Source organism: Pedococcus sp. P1_H8 (genome assembly GCF_056405175.1).
The window spans coordinates 1-19044 of record NZ_JBFUCP010000009.1 but is presented as its reverse complement, the minus strand read 5'-3'; the positions used below and the strand labels follow the sequence as shown (position 1 = coordinate 19044).

The 19044-nt window shown below is 69.5% G+C and carries 20 protein-coding genes; 3 read left to right on the top strand and 17 right to left on the bottom strand.

Annotated elements, in window-relative coordinates; all coding sequences use genetic code 11:
* Positions 1 to 307: 307 nt before the first annotated feature.
* The 3 genes from AC1DYG_RS14145 to murA form a co-directional block, all read right to left on the bottom strand.
* Positions 308 to 2320, bottom strand: a complete 2013-nt coding sequence (locus AC1DYG_RS14145; RefSeq protein WP_477640676.1) for a protein meaA — start codon at positions 2318 to 2320, stop codon at positions 308 to 310.
* A gap of 105 nt (positions 2321 to 2425) precedes the next feature.
* Complete coding sequence (locus tag AC1DYG_RS14140) at positions 2426 to 2791, bottom strand: STAS domain-containing protein (protein WP_477640513.1); 366 nt, start codon at positions 2789 to 2791, stop codon at positions 2426 to 2428.
* A gap of 160 nt (positions 2792 to 2951) precedes the next feature.
* Positions 2952 to 4235: a UDP-N-acetylglucosamine 1-carboxyvinyltransferase gene (gene murA, locus AC1DYG_RS14135; protein WP_477640512.1), complete on the bottom strand. Its 1284-nt coding sequence runs from the start codon at positions 4233 to 4235 to the stop codon at positions 2952 to 2954.
* Positions 4236 to 4316: 81 nt separating this feature from the next.
* On the opposite strand from murA, the gene AC1DYG_RS14130 reads away from it, so the two are divergent.
* Positions 4317 to 4967: a cob(I)yrinic acid a,c-diamide adenosyltransferase gene (locus AC1DYG_RS14130; protein WP_477640511.1), complete on the top strand. Its 651-nt coding sequence runs from the start codon at positions 4317 to 4319 to the stop codon at positions 4965 to 4967.
* A gap of 32 nt (positions 4968 to 4999) precedes the next feature.
* On the opposite strand, the gene AC1DYG_RS14125 is transcribed toward AC1DYG_RS14130, so the two are convergent.
* The 11 genes from AC1DYG_RS14125 to AC1DYG_RS14075 all read right to left on the bottom strand — a co-directional run bounded on the left by AC1DYG_RS14125 (position 5000) and on the right by AC1DYG_RS14075 (position 13589).
* Positions 5000 to 5428: a DUF2550 family protein gene (locus AC1DYG_RS14125; protein ID WP_477640510.1), complete on the bottom strand. Its 429-nt coding sequence runs from the start codon at positions 5426 to 5428 to the stop codon at positions 5000 to 5002.
* Between the two features lie 27 nt (positions 5429 to 5455).
* Complete coding sequence (locus AC1DYG_RS14120) at positions 5456 to 5725, bottom strand: F0F1 ATP synthase subunit epsilon (protein ID WP_477640509.1); 270 nt, start codon at positions 5723 to 5725, stop codon at positions 5456 to 5458.
* 162 nt (positions 5726 to 5887) lie between these two features.
* Complete coding sequence (gene atpD / locus AC1DYG_RS14115) at positions 5888 to 7345, bottom strand: F0F1 ATP synthase subunit beta (protein WP_477640508.1); 1458 nt, start codon at positions 7343 to 7345, stop codon at positions 5888 to 5890.
* A gap of 18 nt (positions 7346 to 7363) precedes the next feature.
* Positions 7364 to 8263 carry a F0F1 ATP synthase subunit gamma gene (locus AC1DYG_RS14110; protein WP_477615578.1) on the bottom strand — a complete coding sequence of 300 codons (900 nt, stop codon included), beginning with the start codon at positions 8261 to 8263 and terminating at the stop codon, positions 7364 to 7366.
* A gap of 132 nt (positions 8264 to 8395) precedes the next feature.
* Complete coding sequence (gene atpA, locus AC1DYG_RS14105) at positions 8396 to 10033, bottom strand: F0F1 ATP synthase subunit alpha (protein ID WP_477640507.1); 1638 nt, start codon at positions 10031 to 10033, stop codon at positions 8396 to 8398.
* Positions 10034 to 10163: 130 nt separating this feature from the next.
* Positions 10164 to 10976: a F0F1 ATP synthase subunit delta gene (locus tag AC1DYG_RS14100; protein WP_477640506.1), complete on the bottom strand. Its 813-nt coding sequence runs from the start codon at positions 10974 to 10976 to the stop codon at positions 10164 to 10166.
* Complete coding sequence (locus AC1DYG_RS14095; protein ID WP_477640675.1) at positions 10976 to 11551, bottom strand: F0F1 ATP synthase subunit B; 576 nt, start codon at positions 11549 to 11551, stop codon at positions 10976 to 10978. Before AC1DYG_RS14095 ends, AC1DYG_RS14100 begins: the two co-directional genes overlap by 1 nt.
* A 69-nt stretch (positions 11552 to 11620) precedes the next feature.
* Positions 11621 to 11827 carry an ATP synthase F0 subunit C gene (gene atpE, locus AC1DYG_RS14090; RefSeq protein ID WP_056883533.1) on the bottom strand — a complete coding sequence of 69 codons (207 nt, stop codon included), beginning with the start codon at positions 11825 to 11827 and terminating at the stop codon, positions 11621 to 11623.
* Between the two features lie 120 nt (positions 11828 to 11947).
* A complete protein-coding gene (gene atpB / locus AC1DYG_RS14085) occupies positions 11948 to 12760 on the bottom strand; it encodes a F0F1 ATP synthase subunit A (protein WP_477640505.1) in 813 nt (270 codons plus the stop codon).
* 103 nt (positions 12761 to 12863) lie between these two features.
* Positions 12864 to 13121, bottom strand: coding sequence for an AtpZ/AtpI family protein (locus AC1DYG_RS14080; protein WP_477640504.1), 258 nt, complete (start codon positions 13119 to 13121; stop codon positions 12864 to 12866).
* 15 nt (positions 13122 to 13136) lie between these two features.
* Entirely contained in the window at positions 13137 to 13589 is a 453-nt protein-coding gene (locus AC1DYG_RS14075) for a hypothetical protein (protein ID WP_477640503.1), read from the bottom strand.
* 197 nt (positions 13590 to 13786) lie between these two features.
* Here AC1DYG_RS14075 and AC1DYG_RS14070 point away from each other — a divergent pair, with 197 nt between their 5' ends.
* Complete coding sequence (locus AC1DYG_RS14070; protein WP_477640502.1) at positions 13787 to 14410, top strand: GNAT family N-acetyltransferase; 624 nt, start codon at positions 13787 to 13789, stop codon at positions 14408 to 14410.
* 9 nt (positions 14411 to 14419) lie between these two features.
* Here AC1DYG_RS14070 and AC1DYG_RS14065 read toward each other — a convergent pair whose 3' ends face one another.
* Genes AC1DYG_RS14065 through AC1DYG_RS14055 form a run of 3 tightly spaced genes read right to left on the bottom strand, consistent with a single transcriptional unit; the run spans position 14420 to position 17649 of the window.
* Complete coding sequence (locus AC1DYG_RS14065) at positions 14420 to 15535, bottom strand: MraY family glycosyltransferase (RefSeq protein WP_477640501.1); 1116 nt, start codon at positions 15533 to 15535, stop codon at positions 14420 to 14422.
* Between the two features lie 52 nt (positions 15536 to 15587).
* The gene (locus AC1DYG_RS14060; protein ID WP_477640500.1) at positions 15588 to 16868 is read right to left on the bottom strand and encodes a serine hydroxymethyltransferase; all 1281 of its coding nucleotides are present in this window, start codon (positions 16866 to 16868) and stop codon (positions 15588 to 15590) included.
* Positions 16858 to 17649, bottom strand: coding sequence for an L-threonylcarbamoyladenylate synthase (locus AC1DYG_RS14055; RefSeq protein ID WP_477640499.1), 792 nt, complete (start codon positions 17647 to 17649; stop codon positions 16858 to 16860). The genes AC1DYG_RS14060 and AC1DYG_RS14055 overlap by 11 nt, the downstream gene beginning before the upstream one ends.
* A gap of 81 nt (positions 17650 to 17730) precedes the next feature.
* Between AC1DYG_RS14055 and AC1DYG_RS14050 the strand changes: the two genes are divergently transcribed.
* Complete coding sequence (locus AC1DYG_RS14050) at positions 17731 to 18846, top strand: class I SAM-dependent methyltransferase (protein WP_477640498.1); 1116 nt, start codon at positions 17731 to 17733, stop codon at positions 18844 to 18846.
* The last annotated feature ends 198 nt before the right edge of the window (positions 18847 to 19044 follow it).

Sequence of the window (19044 nt, the reverse complement as noted above, 5' to 3'; positions counted from 1 at the left end):
GGTGCTTGACCGGGCTGGGCTGGGTGCTCGCCGTGGCAGGCGCAGCGCTGAGGGCTGCCGCAGCCACTATCGACAGGGCGCTGACGCCGACGACAGCTGTGTAGCCGCGACGCCTTCCCTGAGATTCCATCGACACGTGGTCTCCTTGTGCGCGCGGCCACGACCATTCGCCCCGGGGATCGCCCGAGACGTGTGAAGGACACGCGCCCCCACTGGTTCACCACGCCGTCGCTGAAATTAGGGCATCTCAGCGCGAGCCGGACGCGATTCCGCCACAACGCGCACAAAATTCTTGGCGTGTCGGCCCTCAGCCGGTCGCGGCGGCCGTCTCCAGCCCTCGCGAAGACCGGATGATCTTCACGAACTGGCCCATGATGTCGTTGAGTCCGAAGTCCTTCGGGGTGAAGACCGCGGCCACGCCGAGGGCGCGCAACGCGCGCGCGTCGGTGTCGGGGATGATGCCCCCGACGATCACGGGCACGTCGCCTGCCCCCGCAGCCCGCAGCCCGTCGAGGATCTCGGGCACCAGTTCCATGTGCGACCCCGACAGGATCGAGATCCCGACGAGGTGCACGTCTTCGGCGACCGCGGCCGCCACGATCTGCTCCGGCGTCAGCCGGATCCCCTGGTAGACGACCTCGAACCCGGCATCGCGCGCCCTGACGGCGACCTGCTCGGCGCCGTTGCTGTGCCCATCGAGCCCCGGCTTCGCGACGAGCACCCGCAGCCGCTCCCCCAGCTCGTCACCGGTGCGGCTGACGTCCGCCCGAACCGCCTTCAGCTCGTCGCTGCCGCCGCTGGCGACACCGACCGAGCCCGAGACCCCCGTCGGGGCGCGGAACTCGCCGAACTCCTCGCGCAGCGCCTGGGCCCACTCCCCCGTGGTCACTCCGGCGCGCGCGGCCTCTAGCGAGGCCGGCATGAGGTTCGCGCCACTGCGGGCGTCGGCGGCGAGGTCAGCGAGGGCAGCGGCGGCGCGCTCGCGATCCCGGGGCTCGGCGTCACGCCGCTCGCGCCACTCCCGGACCGCCGCGGCCGCCTTGGCCTCCACGTCGTGGTCGACCGTCTGGATGGCCGCGTCGAGGTCGGCCGTGAGCGGGTTGGGCTCGGTCGTCTGGAACCGGTTGACGCCGACGACCACGTCGTCGCCGGCTTCGATCCGCTGGCGACGCAGCGAGTGCGAGGCCACCAGGGCTGACTTCATGTAGCCGCTCTCGACCGCCGGGACGGCCCCGCCCAGCTCCTGGACCCGGGCGATCTCCGCCTTGGCGCCCGCCACGAGCTCGGCCACCTTGCCCTCCACGACGAGGGATCCGGTGAACAGGTCGTCGTACTCGAGCAGGTCGGACTCGAAGGCCAGAACCTGCTGCATCCGCAGCGACCACTGCTGGTCCCACGGTCGCGGCAGCCCCAGCGCCTCGTTCCAGGCAGGGAGCTGCACGGCCCGGGCGCGCGCGTCCTTCGAGAGGGTCACCGCGAGCATCTCCAGCACTATCCGCTGGACGTTGTTCTCGGGCTGGGCCTCGGTGAGGCCGAGCGAGTTGACCTGGACGCCGTAGCGGAAGCGCCGTTGCTTGGCATCGGTCACGCCGTAGCGCTCGCGCGTCAGCTCGTCCCACAGCTGGACGAAGGCGCGCATCTTGCACATCTCCTCGATGAACCGGACCCCGGCGTTGACGAAGAACGAGATCCGCGCGACGACCTCGCCGAACCGTTCCGGCGGCACCTGGCCCGAGTCCTGCACCGCGTCGAGCACGGCGATGGCGGTGGACATCGCGTAGGCGATCTCCTGCACCGGAGTCGCGCCGGCCTCCTGCAGGTGGTAGCTGCAGATGTTGGTCGGGTTCCACTTCGGGATGTCGGAGACGGTGTAGGCGACCATGTCCGTGATGAGGCGCAGCGAGGGGCCCGGGGCGAAGACATAGGTGCCGCGCGACAGGTACTCCTTGATGATGTCGTTCTGCGTCGTGCCGGCCAGGGCGCGGACCGCCGCGGCAGGATCGGCGCCGGTCGCCTCGGCCTGCTCCTCCGCGACGACCTGGTACATCGCGAGCAGCCACATGGCGGTGGCGTTGATCGTCATGGACGTGTTCATCTGGTCGAGGGGGATCTGGTCGAACAGCGCCCGCATGTCACCGATGTGCGAGATCGGCACCCCCACCTTGCCCACCTCGCCACGGGCCAACGGGTGGTCGGGGTCGTAGCCGGTCTGGGTCGGCAGGTCGAAGGCGACCGACAGTCCGGTCTGGCCCTTGGCGAGGTTGCGGCGGTAGAGCTCGTTGCTGGCAGCGGCACTGGAGTGACCGGCATACGTGCGCATCACCCAGGGGCGGTCCCGCTCCGGACGTGACGGCTCGGTCGGGACGTCACTGTGCTCAGCCATAGGGCCGAAGGTACCGGCGGCAGTGCAGGGCGAGGGAGGCGTTCAGGCGGTGACGGCCACCACAGTGGCGGCCGGCACGGCGTCACGGAGCACCAGCGCGCGGTCCAGGCGTGATGCACGCAACAGCCGCCCGGTGCGCTCGGTCATGTCCACGACGGCCAGCCGGCGTCCCGCGCGGCGGGCCCGGTTGTAGGCCTCGACCAGGACCCCGAGCCCGGTCGCGTCGCCGATCTCGGCGCCTGCGAGCCGCACGTGGACGTCACCGCAGCCAGTGTCGATGATCTCGTGCAGGAGGAGCCGCACATCGGGGACCGTGTGAACGTCGATGCGACCGGTGATGGCGACTTCCTGCCCCGTGCGCATGGCACGGACCTGGACGGGCAGAGCCCCGATGGCACCGATCGACATGCGAACCCCCTTGTCCGTGAGACACATTCACCCACACCGACGCCTCGTTGGGGGGCCCGGTTGCCTCCCCCCAGATCAAGATCTGGTAAAGGTGCTCGCGTGCAGACCCCGGGTTCAGCCCCTGCGGCCCCCACACAACCCTCAGAGGAAGGGAGCCGGCTCAGACGAAGGGGTCGTCGTCGGGCTCGCGCGTGACGTCCGCGCCCAGCCCCTGCAGGCTCTCGGCGAACCCGGCGTAGCCGCGGTCGATGTGCTGCGCGCCGCTCACAGTCGTGATCCCGTCGGCCACCAGCCCGGCGATCACCAGGGCGGCACCGGCCCTGATGTCGCTCGCCTCGACCGGAGCGCCGGACAGGGTCTCCACGCCGTGGACCATCACGTGGTGACCGTCGATGCGGGTCTCGGCACCGAGCCGGTTCAGCTCCTGGACCGTGCGGAACCGCGCCTCGAAGAGGTTCTCCGTGATCATCGCCGACCCGTCGGCCACCGCGTTGCAGGCCAGGGCGAACGGCTGGAGGTCGGTGGGAAAGCCGGGATAGGGCAGCGTGGCCACGTCGAAAGCCCGAGGTCGACGGCCCCCGGAGTCCACCCGGAACCCGCGGTCGGTCGTCGTCACGGTGGCGCCGCTGGCCCTGACCAGCTCCAGGGCACTGAGGAGGTGCTCCGGCCGCGCCCCCACCACCTCGACGTCGCCGCGGGTGGCAGCCGCGGCAAACGCCCAGGTGCCTGCCGCGATCCGGTCCGGGACGACGGCGTGCTCGGTGGGTCGCAGGGACGGGACGCCGTCGATGTCGATCACCGACGAACCGGCCCCGCTGATCCGGGCGCCCATCGAGATGAGCAGCTCCGCGATGTCGACGATCTCGGGTTCGCGGGCGGCGTTCTCCAGTCGGGTCGTCCCCCGCGCCAGGACCGCGGCGGTCAGGACGTTCTCGGTGGCGCCGACGCTCGGGAACTCGAGGCGGATCTCGGCCCCGTCGAGCCCTCCTGGCGCCTCCGCGACGAGGAAGCCGTGGGTGACGTGGACCCTGGCGCCGAGCGCCTCGAGTCCGGCTGCGTGCAGGTCCAGCCCGCGCGACCCGATGGCGTCACCACCGGGGATCGCCACGTCGGCCGAGCCGGTACGCGCGACCAGCGGACCCAGGACGGCCGTCGACGCTCGCAGGGCGCGGACCAGGTCGTAGTCGGCGCGGTGCCCGATCTGCTCCGGCACGTCGATCTCCACGACGCCGGCGACTGCGTCATAGTCGACGGTGCAGCCGAGCCGGCGCAGCAGCTCGGCCATGATCGTCACGTCGAGGATGGCCGGGACGTTGGTCAGCCGGGTGCGTCCCACCGCGAGCAGGGCTGCCGCCATGAGCTTGAGGGCGCTGTTCTTGGCACCCCACACGGCCACCTCGCCGCGCAGCCTGGTGCCACCGACGACCCGGAAACGTTCTGCCACCCGACCACCCTATGCGAGTGAACACGCGGCGGTATGCCGGGTGGTGACGTCCTCGCGGCCGCCGTCTGGGAGGCTGCAGTCATGGTCAACCTCACGCGCATCTACACCCGCACAGGCGACGACGGGCAGACCCACCTCGGTGACATGAGCCGCACGAGCAAGACCGACGTCCGGCTGCTCGCATACGCCGACGTCAACGAGGCCAACGCCGCCATCGGGGTCGCCCTGGCTGCAGGCGAGCTGCCCGACGACATCAGGGCCACCCTGCTGCGCGTCCAGAACGACCTGTTCGACGTCGGCGCCGACCTGTGCACCCCGCTCCAGGAGACCTACGAGTACCCACCGTTGCGCGTCGAGGCCGCCTGGATCGACGAGCTCGAGACCGACTGCGACCACTATCTCGAGCGAGTCGAGAAGCTCCGCTCGTTCATCCTCCCCGGGGGCACCGTGGGATCGGCCCACCTGCACGTCGCCACCACCGTGGTCCGCCGCGCGGAGCGACAGGCGTGGGCAGCCATCGCGGCCTACGGCGACCAGCCCGGCTCCGGCACCAAGGGCGAGGGCGGCGTGAACGTCCTCACCGCCAAGTACCTCAACCGGCTGTCGGACCTGCTGTTCGTGCTCGCCCGCGTCGCCAACCTCCCGATCGGCGGCGACGTGCTGTGGCAGCCGGGCGGCGGTCGCGCCGAGGGGCCGGGAAAGCCGACGCGCCAGGCGTCCGGGCGAGGTTGACGCCGTCGGTCAGGCGATACAGACGCCGTCCGTCACGCGACGTTGACGTTGAACCCGGGCGGTGAGCTCTCCAGCCAGCTGCGCATCGCCGTGTAGGCGGAGGGGGCCAGGGCCAGCGAGAAGGTGTCGGTGCCGTAGTGGCAGTCCACCGTCACGGCCTCGGGGAGCCCGGCGATCGCGGTCTCCGGCAGCGTGGGCGGCCCGAGCTCGAGTCGGGTCCGGTCCCAGGTCCTGGCCGACCGCGGCGACGGGCCGATGAGGGTGAACCACTCGAGCGTGGTGCCCGAGAAGCGCAGCAGCCCCAGGCGGTACTGCGAACGACCGTGCGGCTGGATCGCGCAGAGCATGAGCGGCGCGCCGGAGGCGAGCAGCCGCCGCCGGACGAAGATGTAGGTGAGCGCGAGGACCGCGAACAGGATGAGCGCGCCGGCGACGATCTCCGCGGAGATGACGGGCGACATGCTCTCCCCTTTCGAGTGTGCCGGCGGCTAGGCCGTGAAGGCCGAGGCGTCGACGGCCTCGGCGATGATGATCACCTTGTCGCGGTCGACGGACAGGAACCCGCCGTCGATGGTGGCGGTCTGCGAGCCCTCGCCGGACTTGATCCGGACCTCACCCTCGACCAGGACGCCGAGCAGCGGGGTGTGGCCGGGAAGGATGCCCAGCTCGCCATCGACCGTGCGGGCCACGACCATGTCGGCGTCGCCCTCCCAGACCTTGCGGTCCGCTGCGACGAGTTCAACCTGCAGGGTGCTCACGGTGTCCTCCGGTGGTTACGGCACTGATGGTGCGGTGCAAGTCTATCGGCCTGCGGTGGGTGCCCCGCCGACCAGTGGTATGCCGTGGGGCCGGCCCAGTGCGGCCGGCCCCAGTGGCATTCCAGGTGGTTCTCGTTGTCCTCAGGGACGGCGTCCGCCGACCTAGAGGCTCTTCTCGATCTCGGCAGCCTGGCGCTCGACGTCGTCGAGGCCACCACACATGAAGAACGCCTGCTCCGGCACGTGGTCGTACTCGCCGTCGGCGATCTTGGTGAACGCCTCGATCGTGTCGGCCAGCGGCACGGTCGAGCCCTCGATGCCGGTGAACTGCTTGGCGACGTAGGTGTTCTGACCGAGGAAGCGCTGGATGCGACGGGCGCGGTTGACGAGGATCTTGTCCTCTTCGGACAGCTCGTCGATACCGAGGATCGCGATGATGTCCTGCAGCTCCTTGTTGCGCTGGAGGATCTGCTTGACCCGCACCGCGGTGGAGTAGTGGTCCTCCGCGATGTAGCGGCGGTCGAGGATCCGCGACGTCGAGCTGAGCGGGTCCACGGCCGGGTAGATGCCGAGCGAGGCGATCTCGCGGGAGAGCTCGGTCGTCGCGTCGAGGTGGGCGAATGTCGTGGCCGGGGCCGGGTCGGTGTAGTCGTCGGCCGGGACGTAGATCGCCTGCATCGAGGTGATCGAGTGACCGCGCGTGGAGGTGATCCGCTCCTGGAGCGTGCCCATCTCGTCGGCCAGGGTCGGCTGGTAGCCCACGGCGGACGGCATCCGGCCGAGCAGCGTGGAGACCTCGGAACCGGCCTGCGTGAAGCGGAAGATGTTGTCGATGAAGAGCAGCACGTCCTGGTTCTGCACGTCGCGGAAGTACTCCGCCATCGTCAGCGCCGACAGCGCGACGCGAAGGCGGGTGCCCGGCGGCTCGTCCATCTGGCCGAAGACGAGGGCGGTCTGCCCGAGGACGCCGGCCTCCTCCATCTCGACCATCAGGTCGTTGCCCTCACGGGTGCGCTCGCCGACACCGGCGAACACCGACACACCACCGTGGTCGCGGGCCACGCGGGCGATCATCTCCTGGATGAGCACCGTCTTGCCCACGCCGGCGCCGCCGAACAGGCCGATCTTGCCACCCTGCACGTAGGGCGTCAGCAGGTCGATGATCTTGATGCCGGTCTCGAACATCTCGGTCTTGGACTCGAGCTGGTCGAAGGCCGGGGCCTTGCGGTGGATGCCCCAGCGTTCCTTGACCTCGAAGGTCTCACCCTCGGCGAGGTTCATGACGTCACCGGTGGTGTTGAACACCTTGCCGAGGGTCGCGTCGCCCACGGGGACCATGATGGGGCCGCCGGTGTCCTGCACCTGGGTGCCGCGGACGAGGCCGTCGGTCGGCTGCAGGGAGATGGCGCGGACCATGTTGTCGCCGATGTGCTGGGCGACCTCGAGGTTGAGGTTGTTCTTCACACCCGAGAGCTCGACCGTGGTGGTCAGCAGGTTGTACTGCTCGGGCATCGCGTCGGCGGGGAACTCGACGTCGACGACCGGGCCGATGATGCGGGAGATGCGGCCGATGCCACCGGGGGTGGCGGCCTTGGTCTCTTCAGTGACAGTGGCAGTCATTGGTTTCTCTCTACCTTCTCAACTGGCGTCGGCGAGGGCGTCGGAGCCGCCCACGATCTCGCTGATCTCTTGGGTGATCTCGGCCTGGCGAGCCTGGTTGGCCAGCCGGGTGTACTTCTTGATGAGCTCTTCGGCATTGTCCGTGGCCGACTTCATGGCCCGCTGGCGCGAGGCCAGCTCGGACGCGGCAGCCTGCAGGAGGCAGTTGTAGATGCGCGCACCGACGTACTTCGGCAGCAGCGCGTCCAGCACCTGCTCGGCACTCGGCTCGAACTCGTAGAGCGGCAGCACGTCGTCCTCGGCGGGGGCCTCTTCGCCCTCGACCACCTCGAGCGGCAGCATGCGGATGACGTCGGGCTCCTGGGTCACCATGTTGACGAACCGCGTGAAGACGATGTGGACCTCGTCCACCCCACCCTCGGCGAAGTCCTGGTTGAAGGCGGCGACGAGCGCGTCGCCGATCTCACGGGCCACCTCGAAGGTCGGCTGATCGGTGAAGCCGGTCCACTCGTCCGCGAACTCACGCTTGCGGAACTTGTAGAACCCCACCGCCTTGCGGCCCACGAGGTAGGGGACGACCTCCTTGCCGGCGCCGCGCAGGTCGCCGATCAGTCGCTCGCTCTCCTTGAGCACCGAGGAGCTGTAGGCGCCGGCCAGACCGCGGTCGGACGTCACCACGAGGACCGCCGCACGGCGGACGTCCTCGTGCTCGGTGGTCAGCGGGTGGTCGACGTTGGAGAAGGTCGCGACGGCCGAGACCGCACGGGTCAGGGCGCGTGCATAGGGCGAGGACTCCCGCACCCGCTGCTGCGCCTTCACCACGCGGGAGGCTGCGATCAGCTCCATGGCTCGCGTGATCTTCTTGGTCGCCTGGACGGACCGGATGCGCTGGCGGTAGACCCGCATCTGCGCTCCCATATGTAGCCGCCTCTCTCGTTTCTTGGTGTCGTCGTGTTCTGCACGCTTGGTTCTGCGCTGTCGGGTATGCCGCGTGGGCGGCATGGTCGCTGCGGTGCCGGGTGCGCACGGGGTGCGCACCCGGCATACCGGTCAGCGCTTCTGCTTGACGATCTTCTCCTGCTCGACGTCGTGCTCGAGGGCACCCGGGTCGGCCTCGTGGCCCACGGGGGTGTTCTCGGCGCCGGACGCCTGGAACTGCTCCTTGAACTTGCCCACGGCCTCCTCGAGTCCCGAGCGGGTCTCGTCCTCGAACTTCTTGGACTCGCGGATCGCGCTCAGCAGCCCGGACTTCTCACGACGCAGGTAGTCGAGGAACTCGCTCTCGAAGCGGGACACGTCCTCGACGGCGATCGAGTCGAGCTGGCCGGCGGTGCCGGCCCAGATGGAGACGACCTGCTCCTCGACCGGGAACGGCGCGGCCTGGCGCTGCTTGAGGAGCTCGACGAGTCGGGCGCCCTTTGCGAGCTGGGCACGCGAGGCCGGGTCGAGGTCCGAGGCGAACATGGCGAAGGCCTCCATCGCACGGAACTGCGCGAGGTCGAGCTTCAGACGACCGGAGACGTCCTTCATCGCCTTGATCTGCGCGGCGCCACCGACTCGGGAGACGGAGACACCCACGTCGATCGCGGGACGCACGTTGGCGTTGAACAGGTCGGCCTGGAGGTAGATCTGGCCGTCGGTGATGGAGATGACGTTGGTCGGGATGTAGGCCGAGACGTCGCCGGCCTTGGTCTCGATGATCGGCAGACCGGTCATCGAGCCCGCTCCGAGGTCGTCGGACAGCTTGGCGCAGCGCTCGAGCAGACGGGAGTGCAGGTAGAACACGTCACCGGGGTAGGCCTCGCGGCCCGGCGGGCGGCGCAGCAGCAGCGACACGGCGCGGTAGGCCTCGGCCTGCTTGGACAGGTCGTCGAACACGATGAGCACGTGCTTGCCGTCGTACATCCAGTGCTGGCCGATGGCCGAACCGGTGTAGGGCGCGAGGTACTTGAAGCCCGCCGAGTCGGACGCGGGGGCCGCGACGATCGTGGTGTACTCCAGCGCGCCGGCCTCCTCCAGGGTGCCGCGGACGGCAGCGATGGTGGAGCCCTTCTGGCCCATGGCGACGTAGATGCAGCGAACCTGCTGCTCCGGGTCGCCGGAGTCCCAGTTCTGCTTCTGGTTGATGATCGTGTCGACCGCGACCGTGGTCTTGCCGGTCTGGCGGTCACCGATGATGAGCTGGCGCTGGCCGCGACCGATGGGGGTCATGGCGTCGACGGCCTTGAGGCCGGTCTGCAGCGGCTGGTGCACCGACTTGCGCTGGACCACGGTGGGCGCCTGCAGCTCGAGGGCGCGGCGCTCGGTCGTCTTGATCTCGCCGAGGCCGTCGATCGGCTGGCCGAGCGGGTTGACCACGCGGCCGAGGAAGGCGTCACCGACGGGGACCGAGAGGACCTCGCCGGTGCGCTTGACCTCCTGGCCCTCCTCGATCTTGGAGAAGTCACCGAGGATGACCACACCGATCTCGTGGACGTCGAGGTTGAGCGCGAGGCCCAGCGTGCCGTCCTCGAACTCGAGCAGCTCGTTGGTCATGCACGACGGCAGACCCTCGACGTGCGCGATGCCGTCACCGGCGTCGCTGACACGGCCGACCTCTTCGCGGGAGGCCGTGCCGGGCTCATAGGACTGAACGAAGTTGTCCAGCGCGTCCCGGATCTCCTCCGGACGGATCGAAAGCTCCGTCATGTGATCTCTTCTCCTCGATTGCTGACCCGGTGGGCCGGGCCAAAGTCTGTGGTGTGGTCCAGCATCTTCAGTTGTGGTCAGGCCCAGTTGGTGCGGTGTGCCACGTTTGTCGTGGCGCTCGGGCGGTGGGTCAGCCGGCGATGTGCCGACGTGCTTCGTCCAGGCGCCGCAGCACGGTGCCGTCGACGACCTCGTCGCCGACCTGGACCCGGATGCCGCCGAGGACCTGCTCCTCGATGACGACCTGGAGCAGGACCGGCTTGCCGTAGATGCCCTGCAGCGCCGCGGACAACCGCTCGCGCTGCTGCTCGGTGAGGTCGGTCGCCGCCGTCACGACGGCGGTGATCTGCTCACGCCGCTTGGCCGCGAGTCCGAGGTAGAGCTCGAGCGTGCGGTCCAACTTGCGACCACGCGGGGACAGCACGGCCTGGCGGGCCAGGTGCACCGTCTCGTCTGCGGTCTTGCCGTCGAGCAGCTCGCTGACCACGCCGGCCTTGGCGTCGACGTCGCCCTGGCGGTTGGTCAGGCGGTCCCGCAGCTCGGGGTTGCCGGCCACGATGCGCTCGAAGCGGAACAGCTCGTCCTCGACCCTGTCGATCCGGCCGGCCTTCTCGGCACCGGCGAGGATCGACGTGACAGCGAGCTCCTCGAGGGTGTCGGACAGGTCGCGCTCGGTGGCCCAGCGCTGCCCGACGAGGTTCTTGACCACGACGATCGCCTCGGCCGAGACCTTGCCGTCGAGCAGGCGCTCGGCGAGCGTCTGCTTCTCGACCCCCTCGCGGGACGGGTCGGCGAGGGCGCGGCGCAGGGTGGCCGAGCCGTCGATGACTCCGACGACCGCGAGCAGCTGGTCACCGAGCACGCGACGGTCTGCCCCGCCGGCGAGCGCGGCGTCGAGCGCCTTGCTCCCAGCGATGGCGGCCGCACGCGACGATCCACGCATCAGGCGTCCTCCCCGACCTTCTCGGGCTGGATCTCTCCGGCCTCGAGCTCGGCCAGGAACCGGTCGACGATGCCCTTCTGACGGGTCTCCTCGTGCAGGGACTCACCCACGATGCGGCTGGCCAGGTCGGTCGACAGACGACCCACCTCGGCCCGCAGCGAGACGACCGCCTGCTGGCGCTCCGCCTCGATCTGCTTGTGGGCCGCCTCGGTGATGCGCGCCGCCTCGGTCTGAGCGTGACCGCGCATCTCGACCACGATGGCCGCACCCTGCTCGCGAGCCTCCTCGCGGATCCGCGCAGCCTCGGTGCGGGCCTCGGTCAGCTGGGCCTGGTACTGCTCCAGAGCCGCCTGGGCCTGCTGCTGGGCCTCTTCGGCCTGCTGCATCCCGCCCTCGATCGCGGCGGTGCGCTCGGCGTACGCCTTCTCGAGGTTGGGCACGACCTTGGTGGCCACGACCCAGTAGAGGATCGCGAAGGCGATGACGCCGAAGATCAGCTCACCCCAGAGGGGCAGGATCGGCAGGCGTTCGCCGGTCGTGTCCTCGGCGGCGGCCGCGACAACCACCTGCGTGATGCCGGTGAAGTGCTGCACGGGTTCTCCTAGTGCTGTGGTGCCAGGGGGCGTTGGGCTGGGTGGTTCGGCTTACTTGAAGACGAACGCGAGAACCAGACCGAAGATGGCCAGCGCCTCGGCAAGGGCGAAGCCGAGGATGGCGATGCCCTGGAGGACGCCGCGCGCCTCGGGCTGGCGGGCGACACCGTTGATGTAGGCGGCGAAGATCAAGCCGATGCCCACACCGGGGCCGATCGCAGACAGGCCGTAGCCGAGGATGGCGATGTTGCCAGTCATGTCAGAGGTCCTCTTTCGGTTATCAGATCCGTCGGCACCTCGCCGAGCGGGAGTTCGTGTGGCGTATTCAGTTGTGGGTCTGGCGGTCCTGCACCGAGCCGGTCGACGGCTCGGACGATCTCAGTGCTCGTCGGCGAGCGAGCCGGCGATGTAGGTCGCTGCGAGCAGCGTGAAGATGTAGGCCTGCAGGAACTCGATCAGTCCCTCGAAGGCGGTCAGCACGAAGGCCATGCCGAAGGAGCCGACACCGGCGACCTTCAGCCCCAGCCCGCCGTGGATCAGCATGTACTCGCCGCCGGTGATGAACAGCAGCAGGAGCATGTGCCCGGCGAACATGTTGCCGAAGAGTCGCAGCGCGAGCGTCAACGGGCGGGTCACGAAGTAGGTCAGCAGCTCGAGCGGGATGATCAGCACGTAGATGCCCTTGGGCAGCCCCGGCGGGATCATGTGCTTGACGTGTCCCCAGGCGCCGCTCTTCTTGATGCCGACGGCGTGGTAGATCACGAAGACCAGGAGGGTGAGCGCGATCGGGAAGCCGATGCGGCTCATCGTGGGGTACTGGATCGGCGGGATGATGCCGAAGAGGTTGTTGACCAGGATCAGCATGAACATGCTGAACAGCAACGGGACGAACTTCAGGAAGTCGTGGCTGCCGATGATGTCGCGGGCCACGCCGTTGCGCACGAAGTTGTAGGCGTTCTCGGTGACCCACTGACCCTTGCCCGGCACGACGGCCGCACGCTTGGTCGTGGCCACGAGGAACCAGGCGAGCAGTCCCACGGAGATGGCCAGGACCACCATCGGGCGGGTGATCGCGAAGTCGCCGTGCCCGATCAGGGGCTGGTAGAACTCGGCCGGCGTGGGGGCGTGGAAGCCCTCGCCCTCACCGCCCTCGGCAGCCAGGCTGATGGTGCCCAGCACGTTCAGACTCACAGGTTCTCCTTGAGCTTTGCGTTCGAAACAGTCCACGGGCCAACGAAGGCAGCGTTCACGCGCCCGGGCCCGGCATACACAGGGGGGAGCTGACCTGCGGAAGTCATTGCGTACCGTACCGGAACCACACGAGGTACAGCGACAGGGCCATCCCACCCACGATCCCCACGGCGACCAGCCAGGTCGTGCCCAGCCAGTGGTCCAGTCCCCACCCTGCCGCGCCGAACATCGCCGGTCCGGTGATGAGGTAGGACACGACGTTCCACATCCGTGCTTCGTCGAGTCGCTGATGACCCGAGTCGGCCTGCTGCAGCGGCGTCTGCCGGGACTCCGGCGACGGCCGCGAGGACGGTGTGGTCACGGTGAGCTCCAATGGTCATGTGGCCGAGCCCCCATCCTGCCCGGTTTCCTGCGGTGCGTCGAAAGCAAGCCTGCGGGAACGGACGAAGGCGATCACCTGGAACACCTGCCACACCAGTGCGACCGCCAGGACGGCCACACCGAAGGCGGTGCCGTCCAGCCAGGTCGCGTCCTGCAGGGCGATGATGACGAGCAGCAGGAAGATCATCTGGCCCATGAAGACGGCCAGGGCGCTGGCGAGGAAGCGCAGCGGATCGGAGGCGCCACCCAGCCGGCGCATCACGAGCAGGCCCAGAGCGAAGAAGATGATGGCGATCGTGAAGCCGAGGCCGGCCCCGAGGGCTGCCTTGCCACCGCCCACGACGGCTGCCACCACGACGGCGACCGGTCCCACGGCCAGGGTCGGGAGGAAGGCCCCACGCAGCATCACCGCGAACGGGTCGCGGTCGGTGTGCGGAGCTGCGCTCATCGGTCTGGCCTGCCTGATTCGTCGGGGCTGCGGTGCCTGGCGAAAGGGGTGGTCTGCACCCTCCTTGGGGTGCTTGTGAAAGGTATCACAAGCGTTTGGACCCCGCTACCGGGGGTCCGCGCCAGAATGCCGCCGCACCGCATCCGGCACCGATTTCCTTGGCTGCGAGGGGATCCGGGCACCGGTAGCCTGCCGACATGTCAGCAACTCCCCCGAGCGGTGACGCCCTCGTGGGCCGTTTCGTCCGCCTCGACGTGATGGCGCCCGACGACGCCGAAGGACTGCACGCGGTCTATACCGACCCGGCCGTCTACACCCAGGGCTTCATCATGCGACCGCCGCCGGCCGACCTCGCCGCCACCCGCACCGACACCGCCCAGAACATCGCGGCGCGCACTGCCGGCCGCACGGCATACACGGTCCGGCTCACCGGCGAGGGCGGGCTCGGCGAGGCCGGCACCGTCGTGGGCACCTCCTCGCTCGGCGACGTCGACCTCCAGAACGAGCGGGTGCACCTCGGCTGGACGATGTACGCCTCGCGGTGGTGGGGCACCCAGGTCAACCCCGAGTGCAAGCTGCTGCTGCTCGGGCACGCGTTCGACTGCGGGTTCGGGCGGGTCAAGATCCAGACCGACGCGGTCAACCTGCGCTCCCAGGCGGCCATCGCCAAGCTCGGCGCCACGCGTGAGGGCATCCTGCGACGGCACACCAAGCGCGCTGATGGCAGCTTCCGCGACACGGTCGTGTTCAGCGTGCTGGCGCCGGAGTGGCCGTCCGTCCGGGCCGGCCTCGAGCAACGACTGGGTATGCCGGGCGGCTAGCCGGCGGGGTCAGTTCATCGTGGGGCGGTGGCCCGGGACGGACCAGCGGGGCAGCCAGATGGTCAGCACACCGGTGACGACGACGGCGGCGAGCACTCCCCCGCCGGCGACCCACGCGTCGTCGATGAAGATGAAGCTGACCGAGCCCATCGCGGCAACCGCGGCCCACAGCCAGAGGAGGATCACCGCGCGGCGGTGACCGTGGCCGAGCTGGAGCATCCGGTGGTGCAGGTGCTGCTTGTCCGGGTGCCACGGCCGCTCGCCGCGGCGCGTGCGACGGACGACAGCCAGCAGGATGTCGACCAACGGCAACAGGATGATCGCGGCGGGGACGACCAGTGGCAGCAGCGTCGCGGCGACCGGGTTGGTGCTCACCTGGGCGGGGGTCACGTTGCCCGTGGTGGAGATCGTGGCCGCGGCCAGCAGCAGTCCGAGCAGGAGCGCACCGGAGTCACCCATGAACAGCCGGGCCGGGTGGTAGTTGTGCGGCAGGAAGCCCACGCAACAGCCGATCAGCGCTGCCGAGATGAGGGTCGCGGACGAGAACACGTTGGGGGGGTCGTAGCTGCGGGAGATGCCGTAGCTGTAGATGAAGAACGCTGCCCCCGCGATGACGACCACACCCGCCGCGAGCCCGTCGAGCCCGTCGATGAAGTTGACCGCGTTGGTGAACAGCACGACGGCGAAGACCGTCAGCCCCACCATGATCGGCTGCGGGAGAACCGTGACCCCGCCGATCGGCAGCTGGTAGAGCAGCACGCCGCTGAACGCCATGATCCCCGCGGCGATCATCTGGCCGCCCATCTTGGTCAGCCAGTCCATCTCGCGGATGTCGTCGATCGCGCCGATGACACAGACGAGACCGGCTCCCACCAGCACCCCCCGCAGCTCCGGCCCCAGGCGGAAGACCTGGCCGAGGAACGGCAGGTGGCTCGCCGCGACCATCGACGCGGCGAACCCCAGGTAGATCGCCACGCCCCCGAGCCGCGGGATCGGCGTCGAGTGCACGTCGCGGTCACGCACCGGCGTGAAGGCGCCAGTCCGCACCGCGATGGCGCGCATCAGCGGCGTCGCGGCATACGTGATCACCGCGGCGACCATCAGGACGAGGAGGTACTCGCGCACCTAGGGCGTGTCTCCAGATCTCGGGTGGGTCGGGACCCAGGTGGGTCGGGACTCAGGCTCGAGCGTAGGCCGGAAAGCGGGTCACGAGGTCCGTGACGCCCGCGCGGACCTCCTTGGAGACCGTGTGGTCGGGATCGGCGTCGCCCTGGGTGACCGCCTTGGCGATGAGCTCGGCGATCTCGCGCATCTCGCCGGTGCCCATGCCCTGGGTGGTCACGCAGGGGGTGCCGACGCGGATGCCGCTGGCGATGTTGGGCTTCTGCGGGTCGAACGGGATGGCGTTCTTGTTGAGGACGATGCCCGCGGCGTCGGCCCGCGCCTCGGCGTCAGCGCCCGTGACACCGACGCCCTGGAGGTCGTGCAGGCTCAGGTGGGTGTCCGTGCCGCCGGTCGTGGGGCGGATCCCCCGCTCCCCCAACGAGGTCGCGAGCACGGAGGCGTTCTCGATGACCTGCTTGGCGTAGGCCTGGTACTCGGGGGTCGCGCACTCCTTGAAGTTGACCGCCTTGGCAGCGATGGTGTGCATCTGCGGACCGCCCTGCATCATCGGGAAGACGGCCTTGTCGAGCTTGGCTGCGTGCTCCTCCTTGCAGACCAGGGCACCAGAGCGCGGTCCGCGCAGCACCTTGTGGGTCGTGAAGGTGACGACGTCGGCGTGCGGGACGGGGCTGGGGATCGCCTTGCCGGCCACCAGTCCGATGAAGTGGGCGGCATCGACCCAGAAGATCGCGCCGATCTCGTCGGCCAGCCTGCGGAAGAACTCGAAGTCGATGAGGCGCGGGATCGCCGAGCCGCCGGCGAGGATCACCTTGGGCCGGTGCTCCTTGGCGAGACGCTCGACCTCGGCGTAGTCGATGTCCTCGGACTGCTTGTCGACGCCGTAGTGGACGGCGTTGAACCACTTGCCCGAGAACGAGACCTTGGTGCCATGGGTGAGGTGGCCGCCCATCGGCAGGGCCATCGCGAGGATGGTGTCGCCGGGCTGCATGAAGGCGCCGTAGACCGCCTGGTTGGCGCTGGCGCCGGAGTGCGCCTGGACGTTCGCGTGGTCGGCGTCGAACAGGGACTTGCATCGCTCGATGGCGAGGGTCTCGGCCTTGTCCACCTCGGAGCAGCCGCCGTAGTAGCGGCGACCCGGGTAGCCCTCGGCGTACTTGTTGGACAGCGTGGAGCCCAGCGCCGTGAGCACCTGGGGGCTCGACATGTTCTCCGACGCGATCAGCTGGAGACCTCCGCGGATGCGGTCGAGCTCGGAGACGAGCACCCCCGCGATCTCGGGGTCGAACGACTCGAGGGCACCGAAGTCGGAACCGTAGAAGGTGTCAGCGCTCATGGGTGTCTCCTGGGAGGGGGCTGTCGACGGTGGGATCCGCAGGCAACTCTATTGCCTCGCCGTCCGCCTCCTCCGGGGTGCCCGGCGCCTCGTCCTCAGGGGTGCCCGGCGCCTCGTCCTCAGGGGTGCCCGGCGCCTCGTCCTCGTCCTCGGTCTCGAGCACGGCCTTGATCTGCTCGAGGCTGACGGCTCCCGCCCTGAGCAGGACGAAGTCCTCGCCGGTGCAGTCCAGGATGGTCGACACCTCGGTGCTCGTGGTCGGCCCGCCGTCGAGGTAGACGGTGACGGCCGCACCCAGCTGGGAGGCGGCCGCCGTGACCGTGGTGGCGGCCGGCTGGCCCGTGAGGTTGGCGCTGGTCACCGCCATCGGTCCCACCTCGCTCAGCACGGCGAGCGCGATGTCGTCCTGAGGCATCCGCAGCGCGACGGTCCCGTTGGTCTCGCCCAGGTCCCACATGAGCGAGGACTGGGCCTTGAAGACCAGCGTGAGCGGGCCGGGCCAGAACTCACGGATCAGGTCCCGCGCCCAGGCCGGTACGTCGGTCGCCAGCCCGTCGACCGTGCGAACGCTGGGCACCAACACGGGCGGAGGCATCTCGCGCCCCCGTCCCTTGGCGGCGAGCAGGGACGCCACGGCCTCGGCCGAGAACGCGTCGGCGCCGACTCCGTAGACGGTGTCCGTGGGCAGGACGACGATCTCGCCCGCACGGACCGCCTCGACGGCCCTGGCGACGCCCTCGACACGGCCCTCTTCGGTGCTGCAGTCATAGACGGGGCTCATGTCGTCAGCCTAGGACCCGTCCCAGGTCAGTACGTCAGGTGGCTGAGGGCAGGGGCGCACGGGCGGCGGGACCATGTCGAGATGAGCGAGACCACCACCACACCCCCGACGACGCCACCGACCACTGACGAGCTCGCCGAGCGGATCTTCGGTGCCCTGCTCGGCACCGTCGACATCGTGTCCATCTACCTCGGGGACCGGCTCGGGTGGTACCGCAGCCTCGCCGCTGACGGACCGGCCACGGCACCGGCCCTCGCCGAACGCACCGGCACCCACCCGCGGTACGCGCGCGAGTGGCTCGAGCAGCAGGCAGTCACCGGCCTGCTGACCGTTCAGGAGCCGGGCCGCTCCGAGACGGGGCCCGAACCCGCCGACGCACGCGTCTACTCGATCCCGCCTGCCACCCAGGAGGTGCTGACCGACGAGGCGAGCCTGAGCTACCTTGCTCCCCTGGCCCGCATGTTCGGAGCCGTGGGGCCGCAGCTCGGCGGGTTGCTGGACGCCTACCGTCTCGGTGGCGGGGTCAGCTGGGACCAGCTCGGGGCCGATGCCCGCGAGTCCCAGGCTGACGCCAACCGGCCCTGGTACGAGCTGCGCCTCGCGGACGCGCTCGCGGGCGTCCCTTCCGTGCACGATCCCCTCTCGGCGCCCGGGGCCGCCATCGCCGATGTCGGCTGCGGGGCCGGCTGGTCCAGCATCGCGCTGGCCAAGGCCTATCCGGGCGCCACGATCCACGGCTTCGACATCGACGCCCCGTCGGTGGCGATGGCCACGGCCAACGCCACCGCGCAGGGCGTGTCCGACCGAGTGACCTTCACAGCAGGTGACGCCGCAGGGATGCCGGCGGAGCGGTTCGCCGCGGCGTTCGCCTTCGAGTGCGTCCACGACATGCCGCGGCCTGTGGAGGTGCTGGCCGCGGCACGTGCGTCGTTGGCTCCGGGCGGCTTCATGGTCGTCATGGACGAGGCGGTGGCAGAGGAGTTCGCTCCGGACGGCGACGAGCTCGAACGCATCATGTACGGCTTCAGCCTGCTGGTCTGCCTCCCGGACGGCATGTCCGGCCGCGACAGCGCAGGCACCGGCACGGTGATGCGACCCTCGACCCTTCGCCGCTACGCCGAGCAGGCCGGGTTCAGCTCCTTCGAGGTCCTGCCGGTCGAAGACTTCGGGTTCTGGCGGTTCTATCTGTTGAAGTGACCAGCCTGTTGAGGTGACACGAGTCTTTGATGGATCGACCCTGTCAGGGCGTGTGTCGAGTCCGGGGACATCTGGGACACCTGATGTCTTGGGACATGTGAGACACGGCTGCTGACCGCCTCGTGGGGCACCAGGTGCGCTATGGCTGGTGTCATGGCGAGATCGGCGGCTCGGATGAAGATGCTCGATGCGGCGTTG

Excerpts from the sequence above, each read along its gene's own strand:
- AC1DYG_RS14145 (WP_477640676.1), bottom strand. The coding sequence starts at position 2,320 with ATGCGCACGTATGCCGGTCACTCCAGTGCCGCTGCCAGCAACGAGCTC.
- AC1DYG_RS14130 (WP_477640511.1), top strand. The coding sequence starts at position 4,317 with ATGGTCAACCTCACGCGCATCTACACCCGCACAGGCGACGACGGGCAG.
- AC1DYG_RS14050 (WP_477640498.1), top strand. The coding sequence starts at position 17,731 with ATGAGCGAGACCACCACCACACCCCCGACGACGCCACCGACCACTGAC.
- atpA (WP_477640507.1), bottom strand. The coding sequence starts at position 10,033 with ATGACGGAGCTTTCGATCCGTCCGGAGGAGATCCGGGACGCGCTGGAC.
- AC1DYG_RS14075 (WP_477640503.1), bottom strand. The coding sequence starts at position 13,589 with ATGAGCGCAGCTCCGCACACCGACCGCGACCCGTTCGCGGTGATGCTG.
- AC1DYG_RS14140 (WP_477640513.1), bottom strand. The coding sequence starts at position 2,791 with ATGTCGATCGGTGCCATCGGGGCTCTGCCCGTCCAGGTCCGTGCCATG.
- atpE (WP_056883533.1), bottom strand. The coding sequence starts at position 11,827 with ATGACTGGCAACATCGCCATCCTCGGCTACGGCCTGTCTGCGATCGGC.
- AC1DYG_RS14070 (WP_477640502.1), top strand. The coding sequence starts at position 13,787 with ATGTCAGCAACTCCCCCGAGCGGTGACGCCCTCGTGGGCCGTTTCGTC.
- AC1DYG_RS14110 (WP_477615578.1), bottom strand. The coding sequence starts at position 8,263 with ATGGGAGCGCAGATGCGGGTCTACCGCCAGCGCATCCGGTCCGTCCAG.
- atpD (WP_477640508.1), bottom strand. The coding sequence starts at position 7,345 with ATGACTGCCACTGTCACTGAAGAGACCAAGGCCGCCACCCCCGGTGGC.
- AC1DYG_RS14125 (WP_477640510.1), bottom strand. The coding sequence starts at position 5,428 with ATGTCGCCCGTCATCTCCGCGGAGATCGTCGCCGGCGCGCTCATCCTG.
- AC1DYG_RS14060 (WP_477640500.1), bottom strand. The coding sequence starts at position 16,868 with ATGAGCGCTGACACCTTCTACGGTTCCGACTTCGGTGCCCTCGAGTCG.
- AC1DYG_RS14055 (WP_477640499.1), bottom strand. The coding sequence starts at position 17,649 with ATGAGCCCCGTCTATGACTGCAGCACCGAAGAGGGCCGTGTCGAGGGC.
- AC1DYG_RS14100 (WP_477640506.1), bottom strand. The coding sequence starts at position 10,976 with ATGCGTGGATCGTCGCGTGCGGCCGCCATCGCTGGGAGCAAGGCGCTC.